At 68.8% G+C, this 24,042-nt stretch carries 23 protein-coding genes and 1 tRNA gene; 15 read left to right on the top strand and 9 right to left on the bottom strand.

Going from position 1 to position 24,042, the window contains the following annotated elements; genetic code table 11:
• Positions 1 to 429: 429 nt before the first annotated feature.
• On the bottom strand, positions 430 to 1,143 hold the full coding sequence (locus ACFVH5_RS13615) for a DUF5324 family protein (RefSeq protein ID WP_385833745.1): 714 nt from the start codon (positions 1,141 to 1,143) through the stop codon (positions 430 to 432).
• A gap of 338 nt (positions 1,144 to 1,481) precedes the next feature.
• On the opposite strand from ACFVH5_RS13615, the gene ACFVH5_RS13620 reads away from it, so the two are divergent.
• Both ACFVH5_RS13620 and ACFVH5_RS13625 read left to right on the top strand, forming a co-directional pair.
• Complete coding sequence (locus tag ACFVH5_RS13620; protein WP_384803812.1) at positions 1,482 to 2,009, top strand: peptidylprolyl isomerase; 528 nt, start codon at positions 1,482 to 1,484, stop codon at positions 2,007 to 2,009.
• Positions 2,010 to 2,157: 148 nt separating this feature from the next.
• Complete coding sequence (locus tag ACFVH5_RS13625) at positions 2,158 to 3,054, top strand: rhomboid family intramembrane serine protease (protein ID WP_384803809.1); 897 nt, start codon at positions 2,158 to 2,160, stop codon at positions 3,052 to 3,054.
• 302 nt (positions 3,055 to 3,356) lie between these two features.
• On the opposite strand, the gene crgA is transcribed toward ACFVH5_RS13625, so the two are convergent.
• Complete coding sequence (gene crgA, locus ACFVH5_RS13630; protein ID WP_055517312.1) at positions 3,357 to 3,611, bottom strand: cell division protein CrgA; 255 nt, start codon at positions 3,609 to 3,611, stop codon at positions 3,357 to 3,359.
• A 244-nt stretch (positions 3,612 to 3,855) separates the two neighbouring features.
• On the opposite strand from crgA, the gene ACFVH5_RS13635 reads away from it, so the two are divergent.
• The 6 genes from ACFVH5_RS13635 (at position 3,856) to ACFVH5_RS13660 (ending at position 8,639) form a co-directional block, all read left to right on the top strand.
• Positions 3,856 to 4,635, top strand: coding sequence for a DUF881 domain-containing protein (locus ACFVH5_RS13635; protein WP_385833747.1), 780 nt, complete (start codon positions 3,856 to 3,858; stop codon positions 4,633 to 4,635).
• Positions 4,636 to 4,762: 127 nt separating this feature from the next.
• Positions 4,763 to 5,464 (top strand): class E sortase, encoded by a 702-nt coding sequence (locus ACFVH5_RS13640; protein WP_385833749.1) that lies wholly within the window; start codon positions 4,763 to 4,765, stop codon positions 5,462 to 5,464.
• A gap of 52 nt (positions 5,465 to 5,516) precedes the next feature.
• Positions 5,517 to 5,678, top strand: a complete 162-nt coding sequence (locus ACFVH5_RS13645) for a hypothetical protein (RefSeq protein ID WP_107017874.1) — start codon at positions 5,517 to 5,519, stop codon at positions 5,676 to 5,678.
• On the top strand, positions 5,675 to 6,313 hold the full coding sequence (locus tag ACFVH5_RS13650; protein ID WP_385833750.1) for an aminodeoxychorismate/anthranilate synthase component II: 639 nt from the start codon (positions 5,675 to 5,677) through the stop codon (positions 6,311 to 6,313). Before ACFVH5_RS13645 ends, ACFVH5_RS13650 begins: the two co-directional genes overlap by 4 nt.
• Entirely contained in the window at positions 6,310 to 7,824 is a 1,515-nt protein-coding gene (locus ACFVH5_RS13655) for a class E sortase (RefSeq protein WP_385833752.1), read from the top strand. Before ACFVH5_RS13650 ends, ACFVH5_RS13655 begins: the two co-directional genes overlap by 4 nt.
• Before the next feature lie 74 nt (positions 7,825 to 7,898).
• Positions 7,899 to 8,639, top strand: a complete 741-nt coding sequence (locus ACFVH5_RS13660; RefSeq protein ID WP_385833753.1) for a class E sortase — start codon at positions 7,899 to 7,901, stop codon at positions 8,637 to 8,639.
• 165 nt (positions 8,640 to 8,804) lie between these two features.
• Here the strand turns inward: ACFVH5_RS13660 and pknB are convergent, their stop codons facing one another.
• The 6 genes from pknB to ACFVH5_RS13690 all read right to left on the bottom strand — a co-directional run bounded on the left by pknB (position 8,805) and on the right by ACFVH5_RS13690 (position 16,976).
• Positions 8,805 to 10,799, bottom strand: a complete 1,995-nt coding sequence (gene pknB / locus ACFVH5_RS13665; protein WP_385833754.1) for a Stk1 family PASTA domain-containing Ser/Thr kinase — start codon at positions 10,797 to 10,799, stop codon at positions 8,805 to 8,807.
• Between the two features lie 169 nt (positions 10,800 to 10,968).
• Positions 10,969 to 12,459 carry a peptidoglycan D,D-transpeptidase FtsI family protein gene (locus tag ACFVH5_RS13670; RefSeq protein ID WP_385833755.1) on the bottom strand — a complete coding sequence of 497 codons (1,491 nt, stop codon included), beginning with the start codon at positions 12,457 to 12,459 and terminating at the stop codon, positions 10,969 to 10,971.
• Positions 12,456 to 13,892, bottom strand: coding sequence for an FtsW/RodA/SpoVE family cell cycle protein (locus ACFVH5_RS13675; protein WP_384803790.1), 1,437 nt, complete (start codon positions 13,890 to 13,892; stop codon positions 12,456 to 12,458). Before ACFVH5_RS13675 ends, ACFVH5_RS13670 begins: the two co-directional genes overlap by 4 nt.
• 26 nt (positions 13,893 to 13,918) lie before the next feature.
• A complete protein-coding gene (locus tag ACFVH5_RS13680; protein WP_385833795.1) occupies positions 13,919 to 15,493 on the bottom strand; it encodes a Stp1/IreP family PP2C-type Ser/Thr phosphatase in 1,575 nt (524 codons plus the stop codon).
• Between the two features lie 90 nt (positions 15,494 to 15,583).
• Positions 15,584 to 16,108: an FHA domain-containing protein gene (locus ACFVH5_RS13685; protein ID WP_385833756.1), complete on the bottom strand. Its 525-nt coding sequence runs from the start codon at positions 16,106 to 16,108 to the stop codon at positions 15,584 to 15,586.
• Between the two features lie 10 nt (positions 16,109 to 16,118).
• Complete coding sequence (locus tag ACFVH5_RS13690) at positions 16,119 to 16,976, bottom strand: FhaA domain-containing protein (RefSeq protein ID WP_385833757.1); 858 nt, start codon at positions 16,974 to 16,976, stop codon at positions 16,119 to 16,121.
• A gap of 512 nt (positions 16,977 to 17,488) precedes the next feature.
• Here ACFVH5_RS13690 and ACFVH5_RS13695 point away from each other — a divergent pair.
• The 4 genes from ACFVH5_RS13695 (at position 17,489) to ACFVH5_RS13710 (ending at position 19,729) form a co-directional block, all read left to right on the top strand.
• Positions 17,489 to 17,575 (top strand) — tRNA-Leu (locus ACFVH5_RS13695).
• A 560-nt stretch (positions 17,576 to 18,135) separates the two neighbouring features.
• Complete coding sequence (locus ACFVH5_RS13700) at positions 18,136 to 18,462, top strand: hypothetical protein (RefSeq protein WP_385833758.1); 327 nt, start codon at positions 18,136 to 18,138, stop codon at positions 18,460 to 18,462.
• 7 nt (positions 18,463 to 18,469) lie between these two features.
• Positions 18,470 to 18,724 (top strand): hypothetical protein, encoded by a 255-nt coding sequence (locus tag ACFVH5_RS13705; RefSeq protein ID WP_385833759.1) that lies wholly within the window; start codon positions 18,470 to 18,472, stop codon positions 18,722 to 18,724.
• Positions 18,725 to 19,060: 336 nt separating this feature from the next.
• On the top strand, positions 19,061 to 19,729 hold the full coding sequence (locus tag ACFVH5_RS13710) for an NAD-dependent epimerase/dehydratase family protein (RefSeq protein WP_385833760.1): 669 nt from the start codon (positions 19,061 to 19,063) through the stop codon (positions 19,727 to 19,729).
• A gap of 70 nt (positions 19,730 to 19,799) precedes the next feature.
• Here ACFVH5_RS13710 and ACFVH5_RS13715 read toward each other — a convergent pair whose 3' ends face one another.
• Positions 19,800 to 20,459, bottom strand: coding sequence for an FMN-dependent NADH-azoreductase (locus ACFVH5_RS13715; RefSeq protein WP_384803781.1), 660 nt, complete (start codon positions 20,457 to 20,459; stop codon positions 19,800 to 19,802).
• 218 nt (positions 20,460 to 20,677) lie between these two features.
• Between ACFVH5_RS13715 and ACFVH5_RS13720 the strand changes: the two genes are divergently transcribed.
• The 3 genes from ACFVH5_RS13720 (at position 20,678) to ACFVH5_RS13730 (ending at position 23,911) form a co-directional block, all read left to right on the top strand.
• Positions 20,678 to 21,049: a helix-turn-helix domain-containing protein gene (locus tag ACFVH5_RS13720; RefSeq protein ID WP_248778333.1), complete on the top strand. Its 372-nt coding sequence runs from the start codon at positions 20,678 to 20,680 to the stop codon at positions 21,047 to 21,049.
• Between the two features lie 163 nt (positions 21,050 to 21,212).
• On the top strand, positions 21,213 to 22,643 hold the full coding sequence (locus ACFVH5_RS13725) for a DUF2252 domain-containing protein (RefSeq protein WP_385833796.1): 1,431 nt from the start codon (positions 21,213 to 21,215) through the stop codon (positions 22,641 to 22,643).
• A gap of 458 nt (positions 22,644 to 23,101) precedes the next feature.
• Positions 23,102 to 23,911, top strand: a complete 810-nt coding sequence (locus ACFVH5_RS13730; RefSeq protein ID WP_385833798.1) for a J domain-containing protein — start codon at positions 23,102 to 23,104, stop codon at positions 23,909 to 23,911.
• Positions 23,912 to 24,042 lie beyond the last annotated feature (131 nt).

Raw genomic sequence — 24,042 nt, forward strand, 5'->3', positions numbered from 1 at the left:
GTGCGTCACAGGATTTTCGTTGCGATCTTTGCAGTTGTTTGCGCAAAGAATCAGCCAGGGGGAGGGGTGTGCGATCGCCGTTCAGGGGGGCAGGGTGGCGTGAGGGTGGCATGCAGGAGTCGTGAAGGCATGCGTGAGCTGCTGTGAACGAAGGTGTGTAATCAGAACGCTGCGCTCCGTTAGTCAGATCGGCGCGAATGTTGCACAGTCGATCGGTTGCAAACGTCATCGCGGTTCAAGGACGTAAACAGCGCCCCCGCGAGGCTCTCAGGCAGTCGCCGACTCATCGAACGGTCGTCGCGCACCTCGTCGGACGGAGCCTGTTTCACGTGAAACATGGCTGTAGGGCAGCAGACTTGAAGCCTGCTGACCTACAGCTCTTCATCACGTCCGACCTCGGCGTCGCGCACGGCAGGCGTGCCGGACGCGTCAGCCGCGCTCGGTGCGGTCCGCTGCCTCCGCTTCGGCCTGCTTGGCCTGGACCTCGGGGTCGAGGTCTTCCTGGCCGCTGCCGTCGACCGAGGTCAGTCGCCCGGTCTCCGGGACCTCGGTGGCGGCGGGCGGCTCGACCAGCCAGTCGGGGTTGGCCTGCTTGTCCCACCACTTCCAGGCGGCGAAGGCGCCACCGGCCAGGAGGCCCAGAACGGCCAGCCTCTTGGCGAGACGACCGTTCCTCGCGCGCCGCTCGTGCTTGCGGACCAGCTTCTCGACCTCCTTGGCCGAGACCTGGCCGCGCAGAGCTGCCAGCGCCGCCGTGCTCCGGGACGCCGCCTCCTCGCGCACGGGGCCGGTCGCGGCCCTGGCGTGCTCGATCCGCGGGCGGGAGTAGTCCGCCGCCTGCCGAGCGGCCTTGCGCGTACGGGCGGCGGCCTCGTGCGCGGCCTGGTCGACCTTCGGCGGCACATGTGTACGCGCCTGCTCGATACGTGGTGCGAGATGGGCGGCGTACTGGGTGCGTGCCTGTTCGGCGGCTGTGACGGCGGTGGACGACACCTTGGGCGCGAGCTTCACACGGGCTTCATGCGCGTAGTGGGTGGCTCGGTCCTTTGTCGTGTCGGCGTAGGGCGCCACCACTTCCGCGGCGTGCCGCACGCTGTCCTTCGCCGACTCGGCTGCCGCGCGCACGCTGTCCTTGCGGGTCACGGGATCCTCCTCCTCGGTGGCGTACATGGGGGCTCGGGGGCCGTCCCCCGGAAAGTCACAGTTCGCCTTTCCACCCTTATCCGGATCATGCCTCCCGGAGCGCTTCGGGGCATGTGAGGACAGGCATCCGGGTCATGAATGGTGACTCCGGGTGTACTTGGTGCAATAACCGATCAATATGGTGCAACAGGAGTCTGCGACGACAATGCCACGGATCCCCGGTCCGCGCGCCTGTTTGGTGCGAAGCGGCTGAACCGGTGTGTACGGCGGTGACGGAAGACTCGCGGCGCGGTCCGTGCGAGGATCTGAGCGTCACAAAGGACAACGGAAGGCAGATCGTGGCCGAGCAGCTTTACGCCACCCTGAAGACCAATCACGGCGACATCGAAGTGCGGCTCCTGCCGAACCACGCGCCCAAAACGGTCCGGAACTTCGTGGAACTCGCCCAGGGCGAGCGTGAGTGGACCAACCCGGCCACGGGTGCGAAGTCGACGGACAAGCTCTACGACGGCACGGTCTTCCACCGCGTGATCAGCGGCTTCATGATCCAGGGCGGCGACCCGCTGGGCAACGGCACCGGCGGCCCCGGCTACGAGTTCGAGGACGAGTTCCACCCGGACCTCGCCTTCGACAAGCCGTACCTGCTGGCCATGGCGAACGCCGGCCCGGGCACCAACGGCTCGCAGTTCTTCATCACCGTCTCCCCGACGGCCTGGCTGACCCGCAAGCACACCATCTTCGGTGAGGTCACCGAGGGACCCAGCCAGAAGATCGTGGACGCCATCGTTGCGCTGCCGACGAACCCGCGTACCGACCGCCCTGTCAACGACGTCGTCATCGAGTCGGTCGTCGTGGAGACCCGCTGACCCGACAGCCGTAGACGCCCTTGCCGGTGAGCTCCTCCGGCCCGGTGCCGGAGGGCTCCCGCAGGGAACCAAACGCCCCGCCCGTCCGTAAGGATGAGCGGGGCGATGCGTTGCGTACCCAGTGCGTACAGAAGGACGAGGGGAACCGATGGATCAGGTGCCAGGCAGCCCGCAGGAACCGCAGGGCGCGCCGAGCCTGCCCACCTGCTACCGGCATCCGGACCGGGAGACCGGCATCCGCTGCACCCGGTGCGAGCGCCCGATCTGTCCTGAATGCATGATCAACGCTTCGGTCGGCTTCCAGTGCCCCGAATGCGTACGGGAGGGTTCCGGCACCGGGCACGCGCCCGGGGCCTCCCAGCCCCGCACCCTCGCGGGCGGCACGGTCACCTCGGACCCCCGGCTCCTCACCAAGATCCTCGTCGGGCTCAATCTCGCCGTCTATCTGGTCCAGCTCTCCGTGGGTGACCGCTTCACCGACAGTTTCGACCTGATCGGCCGGGCGTTCGTGCCGGTCCTCGGCGATGTCGAGGGTGTCGCCGAGGGTCAGTGGTACCGGATGGTCACGGCGATGTTCCTGCACGGGAGCTATATCCACATCGCCTTCAACATGCTCAGCCTGTGGTGGATCGGCGGCCCCCTGGAGGCGGCGCTCGGCCGCGCCCGCTATCTCGCCCTGTACGTGTCGTCCGGCCTCGCGGGCAGCGCGCTCACCTATCTGATCGCCGAGCCGAACCAGCCCTCGCTCGGTGCCTCCGGAGCGATCTTCGGTCTCTTCGGCGCGACCGCCATTCTGATGCGGCGGCTCAACTACGACATGCGCCCGGTCATCGCTCTGCTGGTGATCAACCTGATCTTCACCTTCGGGTGGCCCAACATCGCCTGGGAGGCCCACGTCGGCGGCCTCGTCGGCGGTGTCCTCGTCGGTTACGCGATGGTGCACGCACCCCGGGAACGACGCGCGCTCATCCAGTACGGCGCATGCGCCGCGGTGCTGCTCGTGGTTGTGGTCATGACACTCATCAGGACTGGTCAGCTCACCTGAGCGTGCACGTTGTCCACAGACCGTGGCGGATCTTGTGCATGCTGTGCGGGAACAAGTGTGCCCCCTGTCGCTGACCTGGGTTTCCCCAGGCAGGACAGGGGGCGAACATGCTTCCGGATCCCGGTAGGTCAGTCACACCGGCGTCAACACGACGGCAGTCCCGAGAGGGTTATCCACAGATCTTCTGACCTTTTCCCCACTGTGGACATCGCTGTGGATAACTCAGTGGAGAACGTGGGCCAGGGCTTGCGGAAGAGGGCTTGTACAGACTCCGTACAAGCCCTCGGAACCCCGGGTGGGAGTTACTTCCACTGAGTGGAGACGCCGAATCCCGCCGCGATGAAGCCGAAGCCGACCACGATGTTCCAGTTGCCGAGCGAGTCGATCGGCAGCGAGCCGTCCGTCACGTAGAACACGACGATCCAGGCGAGGCCGATGAGGAACATGGCCAGCATGACCGGGGCGACCCAGGCACGGCTGTTCAGCTTGATGTTGGTCGCCTGCTTCGCCGGAGGCGGCGTGTAGTCGGCCTTCTTGCGGATACGTGACTTCGGCACGAGGGTCTCTCCTGTCGATGCGCTGCGTGGCCGCGCAGGGAACGTGGGCTGCCGGGGCAGCGTACAAGGGGACTCCTAGGACCTGTCCGGTCGATCACGGCGAAGACGCGGGGTGTGGCACGCACATCTGCGCCCACAAGGCACCGCAGCTTTGCTTCTCCGTGATCGACCGGACAGGTCCTAGTGCTCCCCCGGGCGTCCGTTAGCGTAGTGCTTCCGCGGCGCCGAAGGAGATAAGGGTACGTTGAGCAATTCTGCCGACTCTCCCCAGTCGGGTTCCAGCCCCGACCGTATCCGGCGATTTCGGCCGGTGCGGTTGCTGACCATGGCTGTCTTCGCGCTGGCCGGGCTGATCTTCTTCACCAGCTTCGACACGGCCAACGGCACCAACATCCGTACGGACGCCTCGCTGCTGAAGCTCTCCGACCTCATCCAGGAGCGCAGCCACAAGAACGGGCAGCTCGACGAGAGCAACGGTTCGCTGCGCGACGACGTCGAGACCCTCGCCGAGCGGGACAACGGCAGCACCGCGGCGGAGGCGGCCAAGCTCGCCGCCCTGGAGAAGCACGCGGGCACCCAGAAACTCAAGGGCAAGGCCCTCACCGTCACGCTCAACGACGCGCCCCCGAACGCGACGGCCAAACTCCCCGGCTACCCCGAGCCGCAGCCCGACTACCTGGTCATCCACCAGCAGGACCTGCAGGCCGTGGTCAACGCCCTGTGGCAGGGCGGAGCCAAGGGCATCAAGGTCATGGACCAGCGGCTGATCTCCACGAGTGCCGTCCGCTGCGTCGGCAACACCCTGATCCTCCAGGGCCGCGTCTACTCGCCCCCGTACAAGATCCAGGCGGTCGGTGACCCGGAGAAGCTCCAGAAGTCCCTCTCGGCGTCCCCGGCGATCCAGAACTACATGGTGTACGTCAATGTCTACGGGCTCGGCTGGAAGGTCGAGGAGGACGGGACGCGCACCATGCCCGGCTACTCGGGCACGGTCGATCTCCACTACGCGAAGCCCGTGGAGTAGCGGGGCGGCGGGATGACGGCGTAGCGGATCCGATTCCCAAGAGTTCCCAAGAGCCCGTGCGGCGAGGGCCGTCGGGGTAGAAGGCTGTGGAGTACGGGAACAGCTGCCGCTGGGGGACCTTGTGTCGGTGCGAGTCGTCGTCAGGACGTTCAGCGAGCTGTGCATCACGGTCGGCACCGTGATCGTGCTCTTCGTGGTCTACGTGCTGTTCTGGACGGGTGTGAAGGCCGACACCGCGATGGACGACCAGATCGACCAGCTGCAGAGACAGTGGGCGAGGAACTCGGCGACGGCCGAGCCCGGCAGATCGTCCACTACGGAGAGCCCGGACAAGGCTCCGCCGAAGCCCGCCGCGTACAAGGACGGCCGGCCGTTCGCGGTCATGTACATCCCCAGGCTTGGTTTCACGTGGAACAAGCCCGTGCTCGAAGGCACGAGGACGAAGACCCTCAAGAAGGGCCTGGGCCACTACGCGAGCACCGCGCAGCTCGGTCAGCGGGGCAACTTCGCCGTGGCCGGCCATCGCAGGACGTACGGGGACCCGTTCAAGGACTTCCCCCGATTGCGCCCGGGGGACCCGGTGGTGCTGACCGACGGCACCTCCTGGTTCACGTACCGCATCGACACCAAGCCCTACCGGACGCTGCCGAGTGACACAGCAGTCATCGACCCCGTGCCGAAGAGGTCCGGGTACACGCGAGAGGGCCGTTATCTGACGCTGACCACGTGCGACCCCGAATGGGGCCACAGCCACCGATTGATCGTCTGGGCACACCTTGACGAAACCCAGCCCGTGGAGGCTGGGAAACCGGAGGCTCTGCGCCGTTAGTCTGAGTGGGTACGGCGTGAGTCTGGTGCCGTGGTGCGAAGGAAGGGACGGCATGTACGGCTTTATCTGGCGGCTTCTGCCGGGGAACACGTGGATCAAGGCACTGCTCTCGATCGTGCTGGCCCTCGCGGTGGTCTACGTGCTCTTCCAGTACGTCTTCCCGTGGGCCGAACCGCTGCTCCCCTTCAACGATGTGACGGTGGACAACCAGTGACCGCGCGGATCCTCGTCGTCGACAACTACGACAGCTTCGTCTACAACCTGGTCCAGTACCTCTACCAGCTCGGCGCCGAGTGCGAGGTGCTGCGCAACGACGAGGTGGCGATGGCGCACGCGCAGGACGGGTTCGACGGCGTGCTGCTGTCGCCCGGACCGGGCACTCCCGAGGAGGCCGGGGTCTGCGTCGACATGGTGCGGCACTGCGCCGCGACCGGGGTCCCCGTCTTCGGGGTCTGCCTCGGGATGCAGTCGATGCAGGTGGCGTACGGCGGGGTGGTGGACCGCGCGCCCGAGCTGCTGCACGGCAAGACCTCGCTCGTCGAGCACGAGGGCCGGGGCGTGTTCGCCGGACTGCCGTCGCCCTTCACCGCCACGCGCTACCACTCGCTGGCCGCCGAGCCGGGGACCGTGCCGGCCGACCTGGAGGTCACGGCCCGTACCCACGACGGGATCATCATGGGTCTCAGACATCGCGAACTCCCGGTCGAGGGAGTGCAGTTCCACCCCGAGTCCGTGCTGACCGAACACGGTCACCGCATGCTGGCCAACTGGCTCACCGAGTGCGGCGACCAGGGAGCCGTGGCCAGGTCGGTGGGGCTCGCCCCGGTGGTGGGCAGGGTCACGGCGTGACCGCGCTGCGCCCCGAGCGCGACAGTGCCGCCCCGTACGGCGAGGACGCCGGGTACGGGGGCGCTGCGGCGTTCGAGGCGCCGGGTGCCGGCGGCGCGATGCGGGCCGCCGTGGACGGGCTGGCGGACCCGCTCAGCGATCCCCTGCCGGGCCGACGGCAGCCGACGGCGCCGGAGCAGGGGTGGTACGACCCGCAGACGCCGCAGACGTACGCACCGGACTGGAGCGTCGGGCAGAACGCGCAGAGCGCGCAGAACGCCTCGACGTACGCGGAGCCGACGGGCCGTGGGCAGGCGGAGCCCGCGCACGGCTACTCGGCACCGGCCGCGCCGCAACAGGCGTACGCACCCCAGGCACACGCACACACCCAGCAGCCTTACGCGCAGCCGCAGCCGCAGCCGCAGCCTCAGCAGTCGTACGGACAGGCGCAGACGGCGTACCCCGCCGGGTACCAGGACGCGCGGCCCCAGTACGGCGAGGCGTACGCGCCCGCCGCCCCGGTCCCGCCCGTCGTCTCCCAGCCGCTCCCGGACGCCCAGCCGTACACACCGTCGTACGAGGCCTCGCCGTCCGCCGAGGAGACCGTCGCGCTGCGCGTCGCCGACATCGGGTCCATAGCGAGTCGTCGGACGCGCTCAGCGCCCCCTGAGGGCCCCGCAGCGACTCCGGGTCCCGTGGGTACCCCGGGAGGCCGTGCGGCCCGGCGCAAGGCTTCCAGGCGCCATGGACGGCACGGCGGGACCGAGACCGACGGGGTGCACGAGGCGCAGGCGGGGGCCGACGGGGCCGACGCGCCCGTTTCGCGCGCGGCGGCCAGGCGCGCGGCGAAGGCGCGCAAGCCCGGGGCGGCCGTGGTGGCGAGCCGCGCGATCGGCGAGGTGTTCATCACCGCCGGTGTGCTGATGCTGCTGTTCGTGACCTACCAGCTGTACTGGACGAACATACGGGCCCACGCGCAGGCCGACAGCGAGGCGAGCAGCCTCCAGGACGACTGGGCGAGCGGCAAGGGAGCTCCGGGCACGTTCGAGCCGGGGCAGGGGTTCGCCCTGCTGCACATCCCGAAGCTCGACGTCGTCGTACCGATCGCCGAGGGCATCGACAAGAAGCGGGTCCTGGACCGCGGCATGGTGGGCCACTACGCCGAGGACGGCGTGAAGACCGCGATGCCGGACGCCAAGAAGGGCAACTTCGGGCTCGCGGGCCACCGCAACACCCACGGCGAACCGTTCCGCTACATCAACCGTCTCAAGCCGGGCGACGCGATCGTCGTGGAGACGCAGAACAAGTACTTCGTCTACAAGATGGCCTCGATCCTGCCGGTGACGTCGCCGAGCAACACGTCCGTCCTGGACGCGATTCCCAAGGGATCGACCTTCAAGTCGGCGGGCCGGTACATCACTCTCACCACCTGCACGCCGGAATTCACCAGTAAGTACCGGATGATCGTCTGGGGCACGATGGTCGAGGAACGAGCGCGCGACAAGGGCAAACCGGACGAACTCGTCGGCTGACCGCGCGGGCACCTTCCTGAACACCTTTCTGAACATCTGAACAGCTTTCTGAGACACCAGACGGGGAAAACGCAGTGGCAGCGACGACCGACCACGAAGAGCACACGGACGCGCCGGCGTCCCCGCCCGCGCCGCCGCGGCGCGGCGGCGGCCCGATCGCGACGGCCGTCAGCGTCCTGGGCGAACTCCTCATCACGGCAGGCCTGGTCCTCGGCCTGTTCGTCGTCTACTCCCTGTGGTGGACGAACGTGATCGCGGACCGCGAGGCCCACAAGCAGGGCGACAAGGTGCGCGACCACTGGGCCGAGGACCGCGGCCCGGTCGGCCTGGACACCAAGGACGGCATCGGCTTCCTGCACGTCCCGGCGATGAAGAACGGCGAGGTGCTGGTCAAGAAGGGCACTTCCACGAAGCTGCTCAACAACGGCATCGCTGGCTACTACACGAACCCCGTCAAGTCCGCGCTCCCGCAGGACAAGAAGGGCAACTTCTCGCTGGCCGCCCACCGTGACGGGCACGGCGCGAAGTTCCACAACATCGACAAGCTCAAGAAGGGCGACGCGATCGTCTTCGAGACCAAGGACGACTGGTACGTCTACAAGGTCTACGCGACCCTTCCGGAGACGTCGAAGTACAACGTCAACGTCCTCGGGTCCGTCCCCAAGGAGTCGGGGAAGGCGAAGGCGGGCCGCTACATCACGCTGACGACCTGCACGCCGGTCTACACGTCCCGCTACCGGTACGTGGTCTGGGGCGAGCTGGACCGCGTGGAGAAGGTCGACGACGAACGGACGCCCCCGGCGGAACTGCGCTGACGGCTCCCGTAGGAGTTCCGTACGACGAAGGGCCCGTACGACGAAGGGCCCGTACGACGAAGAGGCCCCGGCCCCCATCTCAGGGGGCCGGGGCCTCTTCGTATGCCGTGCAGCAACCGCCGTGCGACAACCGCCGCGCAGCGGCAGCCGGGTGACGGCCGGGCGTCAGCCCGAGCCGCCTCCCAGGAAGCCGCCGCCGTTGCCGCCGCCGTTGTTCCCGCCGGCGTCGACCGTGACGAGGTTGACCCTGTCACCGGCCTTCACCTCGTTGCCCTGTCCCGGATCGCTGGCGAGGACGATCGCGTTGTCGTCCTGCGAGCCCTGGATGTTGCCGACCTGGAGCTGACTCTGCCCGATGACCTGCTTGGCCTGCGCGAGGGTCATCTGGGTCACCTTCGGCATGGCGAACTTCTGCGGCTCTTCTTCCTGCTTCTTCTTGCCGATCTGGATGGTGACCGTCGACCCGGGGTCGGCCGGCGAGCCCGCCTGCGGCGAGGTCGTGATGACCTTGCCGACCAGGTTGTCGTCGTCGGTCTCCACCTCGGTGCAGGTACCCGTCAGATCGTTCTGGTCCATCTGGGCCTTGGCCTGGTCACAGCTCTGGCCGCCGACGTCGGGAACGGTGGACTGTTCCTTCTCCTTGGCGACGGTGAGCGTGATCGTGGAGCCCTTCTCGACCTCTTCGCCCGAGGACGGGTCCTGATCGAGGACGGTGCCGGGGTCCTCACTGGACTCCTTGGTCTCCGTCTTGACCTCGAACTCGTACTTGTCGCCCGTGAGCTTCTTGGTCGCGGCGTCCACCGAGTCGTCGATGACGTTGGGAACCGCCACCTTCGGCGCCCCCGTGGACACCGTCAGCGTGATCGTGTCGCCCTTCTTGACCTCGGTCTTCGCGGCCGGGCTCTGGTCGCAGACGGAGTTCTTGGGCGTGTTCTCACACGGCTTCTCGTTGATCGCTAGTTTGAGATCGACGTTGGACGCCGTCTGTTTGGCGTCGGCCACGGTCCGGTTCACGAAGTTGGGGGTGTCGACCAGACTGTCCCCGCCGCCGTTCCCGCTGAACGCCCACTTGCCGATGAGGATCGCGCCGATCAGCACGAGCACACCGGCGACGACCAGGAGGATCGTCGAGGTGTTGCTCTTCTTCTGCTGGCGGCGCCGGCCGGCCCGGTCGTCGTAGCCGAAGGCCCCGTCGTCCGGGTTCTGCGGAGGCAGCATCGTGGTGTGCTGGCCGTCCGAGGAGCGCAGGGCGGTGGTCGGCTGGTCGTCCGGGTAGCCGCCGTAGCCGACCGAGCCCATGGCGGCGGTGGCCGCGACCGGCTGGCCGTCGAGGCAGGCCTCGATGTCCATGCGCATCTCGTCGGCGGACTGGTACCGGTAGTCCGGGTCCTTGGTCAGCGCCTTCAGGACGATCGCGTCCATCTCGGGCGTGATCTCGGGGTCGAAGACGCTCGGTGCCTGCGGCTCCTCGCGCACGTGCTGGTACGCGACGGCCACCGGGGAGTCCCCGATGAACGGCGGGCGCACCGTCAGGAGCTCGTACAGCAGACAGCCCGCGGAGTACAGGTCGGAGCGGGCGTCGACCGGCTCGCCCTTCGCCTGCTCCGGCGAGAGGTACTGCGCGGTCCCTATGACCGCCGCGGTCTGCGTCATCGTCATGCCGGAGTCGCCCATCGCGCGGGCGATGCCGAAGTCCATGACCTTGACCTGGCCGTTGCGCGTCAGCATGACGTTCGCGGGCTTGATGTCGCGGTGGACGATGCCGGCGCGGTGCGAGTACTCAAGGGCCTGGAGGATGCCGATGGTCATCTCCAGGGTGCGCTCGGGCAGCAGCTTGCGCCCGGAGTGCAGCAGTTCGCGCAGCGTGGACCCGTCGACGTACTCCATCACGATGTACGGGATGGAGATGCCCTCGATGTAGTCCTCACCCGTGTCGTACACGGCGACGATCGCGGGATGGTTGAGCGAGGCGGCCGACTGGGCCTCCCGGCGGAACCGGGCCTGGAACGACGGGTCGCGCGCGAGGTCCGCTCGCAGCGTCTTCACCGCTACCGTGCGGCCGAGCCGGGTGTCATGGGCGAGGTGTACCTCCGCCATGCCACCACGGCCGAGCACGTGGCCCAGCTCGTACCGGCCGCCGAGGCGACGCGGCTCTTCCATAGCTACCTACCAGCCTTTTCCGACGGTCCCGACCACACCACGTGTGGTCCGGCGGTGTGCTGTCCGGGCATACCGTACCCGGACCGCCTTGACTGACCTGGCCACAACCGTCACCCGATACAGGACCGGTATCGCAACGTGCACCGATGTGAAGGGGACGTGAGCGGGGTCACTTCTTGCTGTCGATGACTGCCTTCATCACGTCCCTCGCGATCGGAGCGGCGAGACCACCGCCGGAGATGTCGTCACGGTTGGCGCTCTCGTCCTCGACCACCACGGCGACGGCGACCGGAGAGCTGCCGTCGTCGAGCTTCGCGTACGAGATGAACCAGGCGTACGGGTTCTCGCTGTTGTCGACGCCGCGCTGGGCGGTACCGGTCTTGCCGCCGACGGTGACGCCTGCCTCGTTGATGTCGCCCTTGGTGCCGGTGCCCTCCTTGACGACCGTCTCCATGATCGACTGAAGGATCTGGGCGTTCTTCTCGGAGAGCGGCTCGCTCATCTTCTCCGGGTCGGTCTGCTCGATGACGTCGAGGCTCGGCGCCTGGAGCTTGTCGACCATGTAGGGCTTCATGAGCGTGCCGTCGTTGGCCACGGCCGAGGCGACCATCGCCATCTGCAGCGGAGTCGTCGCGGTCTCGAACTGACCGATCGAGCTGAGCGCGGTCTGCGGCCGGTCCATCTTCTCGGGGAAGTTGGAGGCGCTGGAGCGGATCGGTACGAACTGCTCCTCGTTGAAGCCGAACTTCTTGGCCGTCTCCAACATGTCCTCCTTGCCGACGTCGACGCCGAGCTTGCCGAAGACGGTGTTGCAGGACACGCGCAGCGCCTCGCGCAGCGTCGCGTTCTTGCAGGGGATGTTCCCCTCGTTCTTCAGCTCGGTGGTGGTGTCCGGCAGGGTGTACGGAAGAGGGGAGTCGGTTTTCTCATCGGCGCTGTCGACGACGCCGTGCTCCAGCGCCGCCGCGGCCGTGACGACCTTGAAGGTCGACCCGGGCGGGTAGATCTCGCGCAGCGCCCGGTTCTGCATCGGGTCGTCCTTGTTGTTCTTCTTCTGGAGCTTGGTCCAGGCGCTGCCGTCGACCTTGGTGGAGTTCCCGGCGAACGTCGAGGGGTCGTACGAGGGCGTGGAGGCCAGCGCCAGGATCGCGCCGGTCTCCGGGTCGATCGCGGCGACGGCGCCCTTGCCCTGCTTCAGCAGACCCTTGTACGCGGCCTTCTGCGCGGCGGCGTTCAGCGTCGTGATGACGTTGCCGCCCTCCTGCTTCTTGCCGGTGATCATGTCGAGCGTGCGGCGGAAGAAGAGCCGGTCGTCGTTGCCGGTGAGGATGCCGTCCTCGATGCTCTCCAGCTGCGTGGCGCCGAAGGCCTGCGAGGCGTAGCCCGTGATGGGGGCCCACATCGCGCCGTCCTTGTAGGTGCGCTTGTACTCGAAGTCGTTGAAGTCGTCGCCGTTCGTCTTGGCGGACCCGGTGATCGGGTTGCCGTCGACGATGATGTTGCCGCGCGGTGTGGCGTAGCGCGCGATGGCGACGCGGCGGTTCTTCGTGTCGTCCTTCAGCGAGTCGGCCTGGACGTACTGGATCCAGTTGTCGCGGATGAGCAGGGCGAGGACGAGGAGCCCGCAGAAGATCGCGATCCGGCGCAGGGGCTTGTTCACGGTCGGACCACCTGGGTCATCTCGGCGTCGGGGTTGGGTGCGGGGGCCGGCGCGGGCCGGCGGGCGGTGTCGCTGATGCGGATCAGGATGCCGATGAGTGCCCAGTTGGCGATGACGGACGAACCTCCGTACGCCAGGAACGGCATCGTCATACCGGTGAGCGGGATCAGGCCCATGACGCCGCCGGCGACCACGAACACCTGGAGGGCGAAGGCGCCCGAGAGGCCGATGGCGAGCAGCTTGCCGAAGGGGTCGCGGGCGGCGAGGGCGGTGCGTACGCCGCGTTCCACGATCAGGCCGTACATCAGCAGGATCGCCATCACGCCGGCCAGGCCCAGCTCCTCGCCGAAGGTGGCGAGGATGAAGTCGGAGTTGGCGGCGAAGCCGATGAGGTCGGAGTTGCCCTGGCCGAGCCCGGTGCCGAGGGTGCCGCCGGACCCGAAGGCCCACAGCGCCTGCATGGACTGCTCGGTGTGGCCGAAGACGCCCTGCTGGCTGAGCTCGTACTCGCGCATCGGGTCGAGCCAGGCCTGGACGCGCTGCTGGACGTGCGACTCGAAGGAGGCCACGCCGACGGCTCCGGCCGCGGACATCAGCATGCCGAAGACGATCCAGCTGGTCCGCTCGGTGGCGACGTACAGCATGATCACGAACATGCCGAAGAAGAGCAGCGAGGTACCGAGGTCGGTCTCGAAGACCAGGATCAGGATGGAGATGATCCAGACGACGATGATCGGGCCGAGGTCGCGTCCGCGCGGCAGGTAGATGCCCATGAAGCGGCGGCTGGCCAGGGCGAGCGCGTCGCGCTTCACCATGAGATAGCCGGCGAAGAAGATCGCGAGGACGATCTTCGCGAACTCACCGGGCTGGATGGTGAATCCGGCGATCGAGATCCAGATCCTGGCGCCGAAGACGTTCAGGCCGAGGCCCGGGACCAGCGGCAGGAGCAGCAGGATCAGCGCGCCGACCATGGAGATGTACGTGTAGCGCTGCAGGACGCGGTGGTCCTTGAGGAACACCAGTACGACCACGAAGAGGGCCACGCCCAGCGCGGAGTACAGCAGCTGGCGGGGGGCGGCCTCGACGAACGTACTGCTCGCCTGCAGCCGCTTGGACTGGTCCAGGCGCCAGATGACGACCAGACCGATGCCGTTCAGCAGCGTCGCCAGCGGCAGCAGCAGCGGGTCCGCGTACGGCGCGAACTTTCGTACGACGACATGGCCGACGGCCGCGAGCAGGCCGAGGCCGAGCCCGTAGCTCAGCAGGCCCGGCGGCACCGAGTCATTGATGGCCAGCCCGACGTTGGCGTAGGCGAACACCGGGATGACCACGGCGAACACGAGCAGCGCGAGCTCGGTGTTGCGCCGGCTCGGTGTGCCGATCGAGCCGATCGTGGACGTGTGGTGCGTCGACGTGTTGGAAGTACTGCTCATCGTGTGACAGGGCCCCTCACGGCTGCTTACTGCTTACCGCACAGCGAGACCAGCTTCTGCTCTTCGTCGGAGAGGCTGGGGCCGGGTGTCGGAGTGGGTGCGGTCGTGGACTTGGACGGGTCGGGTGACGGCGACTTGTCTCCCGTGGGGGTCGGCGTCGGTGTGGCCTTGGACGCGGCGGAGGTCCGGGTGGTTCCCGTGACCCCGCCGGCCTCTCCCTCGCCGGTCTTCGCGTTCTGCTTGCTCTCGGCCTCGCGGCGGTCGGCGTCCTTCTTGCACGCGGACGCCTGCGTCTGCAGCTCGTCGATCTTCGAGCGGGCGTCGTTCAGACCGCCCTCGGTGATCGTCGCCTCGACCTGCTTCTGCTGGTAGGGCGGCAGGTACTTGAGTTCGATCTCGGGGTGGTCCTTCTCCACCTTCGAGAGCGAGACCCAGGCGAGGTCCTGGCTGATGCCGCGGTACAGGGCGACGTGCTCGTCCTTGGCGCCCACGTAGTACTGCGTCTGGGTCCAGCGGTAGCCGCCGTACAGCCCGCCGCCGATGACGCCGAGCGCGAGCACGATGTAGAAGGATCTCTTCAGCCACTTCCGGCCGGAGCGCGGCTTGACGAAGTCCTCGTCGGAGTAGTCGCCGAACCCTCCGGTGGGTACGTAACCGGTGGCGTCGCCGCTGCCGGGCGGGCCGAACTCCCCGCCGCCGCCCTGTCCGGGGACCTGACGGCCGAGGTTGGAGGCACGGCCGGCGGGCGTCTGCATGGCGCCGTTGTCGTGCAGCTGGTGCTGGTTCTCGGCGACCGCGCCCACGACGACCGGGGTGTCGGAGAGCTGCCCCGCGAGGGTGTCCCCGCCGTCGATGTCGAGGACGTCGGCCACGATCACGGTGATGTTGTCGGGGCCGCCGCCGCGCAGCGCGAGCTCGATCAGCTGCTGAACGGTCTCCTGGGGGCCCTGGTAGCTGGCGAGGGTGTCCTCCATCGTCTGATGGGAGACGACGCCCGAGAGCCCGTCGGAGCAGATCAGGTACCGGTCGCCGGCGCGGACCTCACGGATGGAGAGATCGGGCTCGACGTGGTCGCCGCTGCCCAGCGCGCGCATGAGGAGCGACCTCTGCGGGTGGGTGGTGGCCTCTTCCTCCGTGATGCGCCCCTCGTCGACGAGGCGCTGCACCCACGTGTGGTCCTGCGTGATCTGCGTGAGCACACCGTCCCGCAGCAGGTACGCACGCGAGTCGCCCACGTGCACGAGGCCGAGGCGCTGACCGGTCCACAGGAGGGCGGTGAGGGTCGTCCCCATGCCTTCGAGCTGAGGGTCCTCCTCGACCATCATCCTGAGCTGGTCGTTGGCGCGCTGCACGGCCGTGCCGAGCGAGGTGAGGATGTCGGAGCCGGGCACGTCGTCGTCGAGCGCGACGATCGTGGAGATCACCTCGGACGAGGCGACCTCACCGGCGGCCTGGCCGCCCATCCCGTCCGCGATCGCGAGCAGCCGCGGTCCGGCGTAACCGGAGTCCTCGTTGCCCTCTCGGATCATGCCTTTGTGCGATCCGGCGGCGAAGCGCAGTGACAGACTCATGCGCACCTCGCCCGTCGGCTCCGGGTACATCCGCACGGTGCCCACCCTCCGGTCGGGAGCGCGCCGGGGTCCGTCGTGGGGACCGCCGCTGCTCGCTCGCTCCGCTCGCTCATTGTCGTACTACTTCCGCAGCTCGATGACGGTCTTGCCGATGCGGATCGGCGCGCCCAGCGGAACCGGCGTGGGGGTCGTCAGTCGGGTCCGGTCGAGATACGTGCCGTTGGTGGACCCGAGATCCTCGACGATCCACTGGCCGTCACGGTCCGGGTAGATCCTGGCATGCCTGCTGGATGCGTAGTCGTCGTCCAGCACGATGGTGCTGTCGTGTGCGCGGCCCAGCGTGATGGTCTGTCCCTGAAGGGCAACGGTCGTGCCCGTGAGGATGCCCTCCGAGACGACCAGTTTGGTGGGTGCGCCACGGCGCTGACGGCCGCCGCCACTGGACGCCGCCTGCTGTCGCTGCGGTGGCGGTGCGCTCTGGCGCGCAGCGGCCTGCTGCGGCCTCTGGGCTTCCCGTCGCGACCCGCGCTGTGTGACACGCGTTCCGAACAGGTCGCTGCGGATGACCTGCACGGCCACGATCACGAACAGCCACAGTACGGCCAGGAAACCCAGCCGCATGACCGTGAGGGTCAGCTCTGACATTGCCCCCGCTTCACCCTTCGGCTTGCCGGTAAATGATGGTGGTGCTGCCCACGACGATCCGCGAGCCGTCGCGGAGCGTAGCGCGGGTGGTGTGCTGTCCGTCCACCACGATGCCGTTGGTGGACCCAAGATCCTGGACGGTCGAGGGCGTTCCGGTCCGGATCTCACAGTGCCGGCGCGAGACGCCGGGGTCGTCGATCCGCACGTCGGCTTCGGTGCTGCGGCCCAGCACGAGCGTCGGGCGGGAGATCTGATGGCGGGTGCCGTTGACCTCGATCCAGTGCCGCGTACGTCCACCCGGCTGCGGGGCCGCGGCGGGCCGCTGGCCCGCGGGTGCGGCGCCAGGACGTCCGCCGGGCGGCGGTGCGGCAGGCATGGGCGGAGCGGACGCGGGCGGATAGCCGTAGCCACCGGGCTGGCCGCCTGCCTGGCCTCGGGCCGCCGCCGGGGGCGGGCCCGCGGGGGCGCGCTCGGGAGCGCCCTGCTGGTTGGCGGAGGAGGCGAGCGTACGACTGCGGACCCGGTACAGGCCCGTGTCGAGGTCGTCCGCCTTCTCCAGATGGACCTTGATGGTGCCCATGAACGTGTAGCGCTGCTGCTTGGCGTAGTCGCGCACCATGCCGGCCAGCTCGTCGCCGAGCTGGCCCGAGTAGGGGCTGAGACGCTCGAAGTCCGGCGTGCTCAGCTCCACGATGAAGTCGTTGGGGACCACGGTGCGGTCCCGGTTCCAGATGGTGGCGTTGTTGTCGCACTCGCGCTGGAGCGCTCCAGCGATCTCCACCGGCTGGACCTCGGACTTGAACACCTTGGCGAAGGTGCCGTTGACCAGACCTTCGAGGCGTTGCTCGAACTTCTTCAGGACTCCCATGGGGCACCTCCTCCTGTGTCGTCGCCCTGGTACTGCTTACTGATCGTATCCACGCGCCGGGAAATCGGCTGGTTCCCCCTGTCGGCCCGGTCGACGGATGTCGACGCCCACTGAAGTCCCCTCCCGCTGTTCCCGCCGAAGTCCCTCTTCGAACTCCCCCGAGGCACTCCGTATGGGGAGGATCGTAGAGGCGGCTTCACCACAGTGTCCCGCACGCGGCAGTGGACCCCGGCCCCCTGACGGGGAGATGGCCGGGACCGGTACGAGGTTGATACGTGAACCGGTTCCGCTTGGTACGTGGCAGCCGGGGCCGGTGGGATCCGGGGCGCCACGGGAGTCGGTCCTGCTGGTGACAGCGGGGTGACGCGGAGGCCGGCCGCCGGGCCGCGGACCTCCTGCCGGGCTCCCGCCGCCCTCGGAAACGGATGTGAATCCACCCCCTCCAGCGTGCTAATCTTCTCGATGTCGGAAGGCGCTCACCCACCTGGTGAGAGACGGATGACACACCCAATGCGCGGGTGGCGGAATAGGCAGACGCGCTGGATTCAGGTTCCAGTGCCCGAAAGGGCGTGGGGGTTCAACTCCCCCCTCGCGCACCAGCAGAGACGGGTCTCCGTCAGAACGAAAGTTCTGGCGGGGGCCCGTTTCTCGTTCCCCCGCCGTCCCGCTGCCGCATCGTCCCGCAGCCGGACTCCACTCCGACCGGTGACATGGCACGGCCCTGGCGGTGAGGTATCTCACGGCTGGGGCTTTCTGTGTTCTGTGGGGTCTCTGGGGGCCTCTGGGGTGGTCGATGCGTTGGCAGGGGGCCGGGGCCGGGGCTTGGGCGCCTGGGGGGCGTCCGGGATGACCGGAGGGCGGTTCGATGGGCTGGTGGTCGGAGAAACGACTCAGCTTGTCAGCGGAATACCACTTGATCACTCAAGTCGGTGAAGCGTCCCCTCATCCAGAAACATGATCGACGGGACGGAGTTCATTCCGGTCGGAAGAGATTCACCGCCGGAAGGGATTGTTCATGGACCCGCTTTATCGATCCAGGCTCTACCTGGCCGCTGCTGCCGCTGGCGCCTGGGTTCTCGTGCTGACGAGTTCCTCGGCGGCGTGGGCCGGCGCCGTCGGGTCTACACCGGTACGGACCTTTGAGTACAGCGTCGGGGGCATGACGATGAAGGTCCCGACCGGCTGCCTGTTCACGCACATCATCCGTGGCGGCGGGAAGAAGATCACCTACCAGAACGCCGGCGTGGACTGCGCCTTCGTCGCCGCGCTCGGCAGCGGATTCTGCAACTGGCGGATCGACTTCACGTACAGCAACACCGACAACAAGATCTACCGGACGTCCCGCGGGCGGACGCATCCCGAGTGCAAGATCGATCCGATGCGGAACAACTCTCCTCAGACGCTCCCTCGTTATGGAAAGGCGTGTGCGCACCTCTACGTGACCGGGGTGCGGCGAGTGAGTCAGTGCCATCACATTACGAAGTGAGCTGTTCATGATCAATCAACAGCAGAAGCGCGGGCGAGAGTGGGAGCGGGGGCGGTCGGAGAAGTCGCGACGGCGTTCGGTCGAAGTCATCGCGTTCGTGGCGGGTTTTGTGGCGACCTTCGCCTTCTTCGCCTTCTTTCCCGGGCTGCCGCACGTCATCGACTGGGGGGCGATCGTCGTCTCCCTCCTGGTGGGGGCGCTCGCCCGATGGGCCTGCCGGCGCTGGACGGAAAGGGGCAACACAGGGTCCCCGCGTCCCTGAGGGGCGCGAGGAACGGCGCGATCGGCCACCGCGCGCCCGCAGTTGCCGCACAGCCGACGCGCGCTCCGACCGATTCACGGTCCCCGCGCGGAGGCTCGACGGTGACGTATCTCACGGTCAAAAGGGCCTGGGGCGTGTCCGTGAGGTTCCGTCGTCCGCCCGGAGGACGGGACCTGCGGCGTGTGGTCCGTGCTCTGAGGGTCCCCCGGCCGGAGGCTGGGAGAGCGTGCCAGGCGTCGCGGGGCTGGGACCACCTCCCGGCCGGAGGCTGAGGGCGGGACATGGCGGACACGGCCTAGGGTGCCTGTCCGGACTACGTGGTGGGAGTGGGGCTCTGTGAAGGTGATCCTCTTCGGGGCGACCGGGATGGTCGGGCGCGGGGTTCTGCGGGAGTGCCTCCGGGACGCGGCGGTCGAGAGCGTGCTCGTGATCGGCCGTACGACGGTGGGAGTCACGCATCCGAAACTGCGCGAGATCGTCCGGGCCGACCTCACCGACCTCGACGGCCTGGAGGGCGAACTCTCCGGGTACGACGCCTGCTTCTTCTGCCTCGGCGTCTCCTCGGCGGGCATGAAGGAGGCCGCGTACCGCGAGGTCACGTACGACCTCACGCTCTCCGTGGCACGCACACTGGCCGCGTCGAGTCCGGGGCTGGCCTTCTGTTACGTGTCGGGGCAGGGGACCGACAGCTCCGCGCGCGGGCGGGTGATGTGGGCGCGGGTCAAGGGGGAGACGGAGAACGCGCTGCTGGCGCTGGACGGCGTGGACGCGTACATGTTCCGGCCGGGGCTCATCCAGCCGCTGCACGGGATCACGTCCAAGACGCGGGTCTACCGGGTCGTCTACGCGGCGACCGGGCGTCTGCTGCCCCTCCTGCGGAAGCTCGCGCCCCGCTGGATCACCACTACGGAGCAGGTGGGTCTGGCGATGGTCGCCGTGGCTCGCGGCGAGTCCGCGGTCCGGGTGCTGGAGACCGAGGAGATCAACAGGCTCGCGGGGGCGTGACACGCGCCCCGCCCGCGGTGGCGGGGCGGGGGCGCGCGTCCATGCGGCCGGACGCTGGTGCCGGCAGGCGTCAGGCGGCCTTCGGGGCCAGCTGCTCGGCGAGGGTCCGGCCCTTCGCGGCAGCGTCCTCAAGCGCCTTGTCGCGGGACGCCTCGAAGAGCGGGACCAGGTCGGCCAGCGCCGGCATGTGCGGGGCCATCGTGAGCTCCGGGACGATGAACTCGACGTCCAGGCCGAGCATGTCCTTGAGGACGGCCCCCAGGTAGTTCTGTACGTACTCGTAGCCCTCGCGGGGCGTGCCGGGGCCGTAGGCGCCGCCGCGGCTGGCCACGATGGTCACCGGGGTGCCCTTGGCGGACTGGGTGTCGCCCGCGGTGCGGCCGACGACGATCACGTTGTCCAGCCAGGCCTTCAGGGTCGACGGGATCGAGAAGTTGTACATGGGCGCGCCGATCAGGACGGCGTCCGCCTGCTCCAGTTCCTCGATGAACTCCAGGCGCGCGGCGAAGGCCGCGGCCTGCTCCGGGGTGTGCTCCGACGGGTCGGCGAAGACGGCGCTGTGGGCGTCGGCGGTGATGTGCGGGACCGGGTGCGCGGAGAGATCGCGGTAGATCACGGTGCCCTCCGGGTGCTGCTCCTCCCAAGCCTTGCGGAAGGCGTCCGTGACGGAGCGGGACGCCGAGGCGGAACCGGGAAGGACGGACGAGTCCACGTGCAGCAGGGTGGCCATGGGGTTCTCCATCTGAGGTGTTCGGAGGCTCGGACTGCGGGTGTTCGCAGGGGTCCGAAAGGGGTGTGAAAGGGGTGCGCGCGCCGAAGAGGGCGCTGTTGTCGTGGGCGAGCCGGGTCAGGGCCCGCCCACGGCTGTGCTTTTTCGTTCGTAACTATGAATAACACAGGAGCTTACTTTTTTTCATCCCCATACGGGACGGCAAGTACCCTGAAGGCATGGCGGTCCAGGAAAACCACGACGCTGCGTCGTGCAGACGGGTCGACGACGGCATCACCCGTGTCTTCCAGGTGATCGGAAAGCGCTGGACGGGCCCGATCGTGGCCGTGCTCATGCCTGCCCCCGTGCACTTCGCCGACCTGCGCCGGGCCATCCCCGGCATCAGCGAGCGCATGCTCTCCGACCGCCTCACCGAGTTGGCGGGTCTCGGAGTCGTGGTGCGCGAGGTCGACGAGGGGCCGCCGCTGCGCGTCTCCTACCGGCTGACGGAGGCCGGTTCCGCGCTGGAGCCCGCGCTCAGGGAATTGGGCATGTGGGCGGAGAAGTACCTGCTGGAGGACGGCGGTTGCGCGGAGCAGTTCCGGAAGTAGCGGAGCGTTCCGAACCTCGTCCTCCCCACTGAGCTGGGGTGTTGTCCACAGTCGCGGAGTTGTCCACAGGGGCTCACGCGAATCGGCGCCCGGCGGTACGGTCGTCCCGAGTTGATGTTCGGGTGCGGGGGAGGCGGTTCGAGTGAGTGAGACCGGTGGAGCGGTGACCGGCACGGCCGGAGCGGCCGGAGTGGCCGGCGCGGCCGGGACGGCGAGGATTCCGGTGGTGCGCGGGTTCGCGCGGTGGCCGGCGGAGGACTCGGCCAAGAAAGAGGGCAAGGCCCTCCGGGCACGCGTACCGCGCGGCGCGCACGCGTCGCTCGAAACGAACGGAGACCGCCCGGACGCGGTGACGGCCGTGGAGGAGTCCGGCCGGGGCCGGATAGCCGAGCTCACACCGATTCGGGTGGGCAGGATGGCGGCCACACCCTTCGCCTTCCTGCGTGGTTCGGCCGGCCTCATGGCGTACGACCTGGCGCGTACGCCCGTGACGGGCATCGGCGCCCAGATCTGCGGCGACGCGCACGCGGGCAACTTCGGCCTGTACGGGGACGCGCGCGGCGGCCTCGTCATCGACCTGAACGACTTCGACGAGACGGCGCGGGGGCCGTGGGAGTGGGACCTCAAGCGACTGGCGACCTCGCTGGTGCTCGCCGCGCGCGAGGCGGGAGCGGACGAGGACACCTGCCGCAAGGCCGCGCACTTCACGGCCGGTTCCTACCGGCGCACGATGCGGCTGCTCGCCAAACTCCCGGCCCTGGACGCGTGGAACGCCATCGCGGACGAGGAACTGGTCTCCCACGCCGACGCGCACGATCTGCTCGGCACCCTGGAGCGGGTCTCGGAGAAGGCGCGGTCCAACACCAGCGGACGGTTCGCGGCGAAGTCGACGGAAGAGGTCGAGGGCGGCGGGCGCCACTTCGTCGACGCCCCGCCGGTGCTGCGCCGGGTCCCGGACGGCGAGGCCTCCGCGGTGGCGCTGGCGCTGGAGGAGTACCTGGGCACGCTCTCCCCGGACCGCCTCCCGCTCCTCGCGCAGTACGCGGTGCACGATGTCGCCTTCCGGGTGGTCGGCACCGGCAGCGTGGGCACCCGCTCGTACGTGGTGCTGCTGCTGGACCACCGTGACGAGCCGCTCGTCCTCCAGGTGAAGGAGGCCCGCGCGTCCGTCCTGGTACCGCACCTGAAGACGGCGGGTCTCCCGCTGCCGGAGGCCGAGCACGAGGGCCGCCGGGTCGTCCACGGCCAGAAGCGCATGCAGGTCGTCAGCGACAACCTGCTGGGCTGGACCACGGTCGACGGACGCCCTTTCCAGGTACGGCAGTTCCGCAACCGCAAGGGCAGCGTGGACCCCGCGGCGCTGGCCGCGGACCAGATAGACGACTACGCGCGGATGACGGGGGCGCTGCTGGCGCGGGCCCACGCGCACAGCGCCGATCCGCGGCTGGTCTCGGGCTACTGCGGCAAGAACGAGGAACTGGACGAGGCGATAGCCGCCTTCTCGGTGGCGTACGCGGACCGGACGGAGGCCGACCACGCGGAGCTGGTGTCGGCCGTGCGCTCGGGGCGGATCGCGGGGGAGCTGGGGGTCTGAGGAGGAGCGGGCCGCTCTCGCGCGGGCCGTCCCTGCTTCGGCCGGGGCAGGTTCGGGTGGCGGATGGAGCTGTGGCCTAGGCTGGGCGGGTGACGACCCCGGAAGCTGAGCAGTCCCCGTCCGAGCCGCCGTCCGAGCCCTCCGCGGAGCCGGTCGCCGGTGAATCGCGTGCCGGTGCGGCCGGTGAGGCCGATGCCGAGGCGGCCCCCACTGATAAGGGTGCCGAGTCGCCTGCCGGCGGAGATGCCGACGGCGGTGCCGACGCAGGCACCGAGTCGGCTGTCGCGGCCGGTCACGAGTCGTCCGCGGATGCCGGTGCCGGTGCCGGGGTCCGTACCGAGGCCGGCGCCGAGTCGGTCGATGAGGCCGGTGTCGCCTCGGACACGGGCGTGGATGCGGGCGCGGACGCGGGCTCGGACGCCGGTGCGTCGGCGGGTGCCGTCGGGGACGGCGAGGCCGTGGCTGGTGCCGTGAGTGACGAGGGCGAGCGGCCCGAGGAGCGGCTTGAGCGGGCCGTGCGTGCGGCCGAGCAGGCGTTGATCGAGTTCGAGATCGCGGTGGAGACGTTCCGGGTCGAGGTGGAGAACTTCTCCCGGCTGCACCACCAGCGGCTCGGCCCCATGTACTCGCGGCTCGACGAGCTGGAGGCGCAGATCGCCGAGGCGCGGGCCGCGAGCACCGGTGACCCGGAGGACGTGCGCAAGGCGAAGGAGGCCCGGGCCAGGGTCATGCCGATGCCGGGCATAGAGGAGCTGTTCCACGACTGGCTCGACTCGGACGGCCTGTCCCCGGAGGCCTCGGCGATGCTGACCGATCAGCCGGTGCGTCCGCCGCAGCGGGTGCGGCCGAGCGACGAGGCCCGCAAGCTCTACCGGGAACTCGTCCGCAAGGCCCACCCCGACCTGGCGCAGGACGACACGGAGCGCGCGCGGCGCGACGAGTTCATCTCCCGCGTCAACGCCGCCTACGGCCGCGGGGACGAGGTCCTGCTCCGGGAGCTGTCCGAGGAGTGGGCCGCGGGACCGGTCGCGGAGGAGTGGCGGCCGAGCCGCAGCGAGGAGCTGTACGCCCGCCTCGAATGGCTCGCCCAGCGCAAGGAACTGCTCGCGCTCGTGGCCCGCGACCTGGAGGAGAGCGCGATCGGCGGCATGCTCAAGATCGCGCCCGACGACCCCGACCGGCTGCTGGAGGAGATCGCCGAGCAGTTGCTCACGCAGGTGAGCGAGCGGGAAGCGGAGCTGGCGGGCCTGCTCGGCAGCGGTACTTGATCACTCCGTTCGCGCGGTGACGGGTGCTCCGCCGTCCACGGGCCGGTGGGGGCTGATCGCGCGGTTCCCCGCGCCCCTGAAAGGTGAGGGTGCGCCCCTTGGTAGCGTCGGGGGCATGAGTTTCGGAGCTG

This window comes from Streptomyces sp. NPDC127119 (genome assembly GCF_042677425.1).
Classification (GTDB): Bacteria; Actinomycetota; Actinomycetes; order Streptomycetales; family Streptomycetaceae; genus Streptomyces.

What these genes read in the sequence shown, in the direction of transcription:
- ACFVH5_RS13625 (WP_384803809.1), top strand. Translation starts at nt 2,158, where the DNA reads ATGGATCAGGTGCCAGGCAGCCCGCAGGAACCGCAGGGCGCGCCGAGC.
- ACFVH5_RS13645 (WP_107017874.1), top strand. Translation starts at nt 5,517, where the DNA reads ATGTACGGCTTTATCTGGCGGCTTCTGCCGGGGAACACGTGGATCAAG.
- pknB (WP_385833754.1), bottom strand. Translation starts at nt 10,799, where the DNA reads ATGGAAGAGCCGCGTCGCCTCGGCGGCCGGTACGAGCTGGGCCACGTG.
- ACFVH5_RS13675 (WP_384803790.1), bottom strand. Translation starts at nt 13,892, where the DNA reads ATGAGCAGTACTTCCAACACGTCGACGCACCACACGTCCACGATCGGC.
- ACFVH5_RS13680 (WP_385833795.1), bottom strand. Translation starts at nt 15,493, where the DNA reads ATGTACCCGGAGCCGACGGGCGAGGTGCGCATGAGTCTGTCACTGCGC.
- ACFVH5_RS13685 (WP_385833756.1), bottom strand. Translation starts at nt 16,108, where the DNA reads ATGTCAGAGCTGACCCTCACGGTCATGCGGCTGGGTTTCCTGGCCGTA.
- ACFVH5_RS13690 (WP_385833757.1), bottom strand. Translation starts at nt 16,976, where the DNA reads ATGGGAGTCCTGAAGAAGTTCGAGCAACGCCTCGAAGGTCTGGTCAAC.
- ACFVH5_RS13700 (WP_385833758.1), top strand. Translation starts at nt 18,136, where the DNA reads ATGACGATGAAGGTCCCGACCGGCTGCCTGTTCACGCACATCATCCGT.
- ACFVH5_RS13705 (WP_385833759.1), top strand. Translation starts at nt 18,470, where the DNA reads ATGATCAATCAACAGCAGAAGCGCGGGCGAGAGTGGGAGCGGGGGCGG.
- ACFVH5_RS13715 (WP_384803781.1), bottom strand. Translation starts at nt 20,459, where the DNA reads ATGGCCACCCTGCTGCACGTGGACTCGTCCGTCCTTCCCGGTTCCGCC.
- ACFVH5_RS13720 (WP_248778333.1), top strand. Translation starts at nt 20,678, where the DNA reads ATGGCGGTCCAGGAAAACCACGACGCTGCGTCGTGCAGACGGGTCGAC.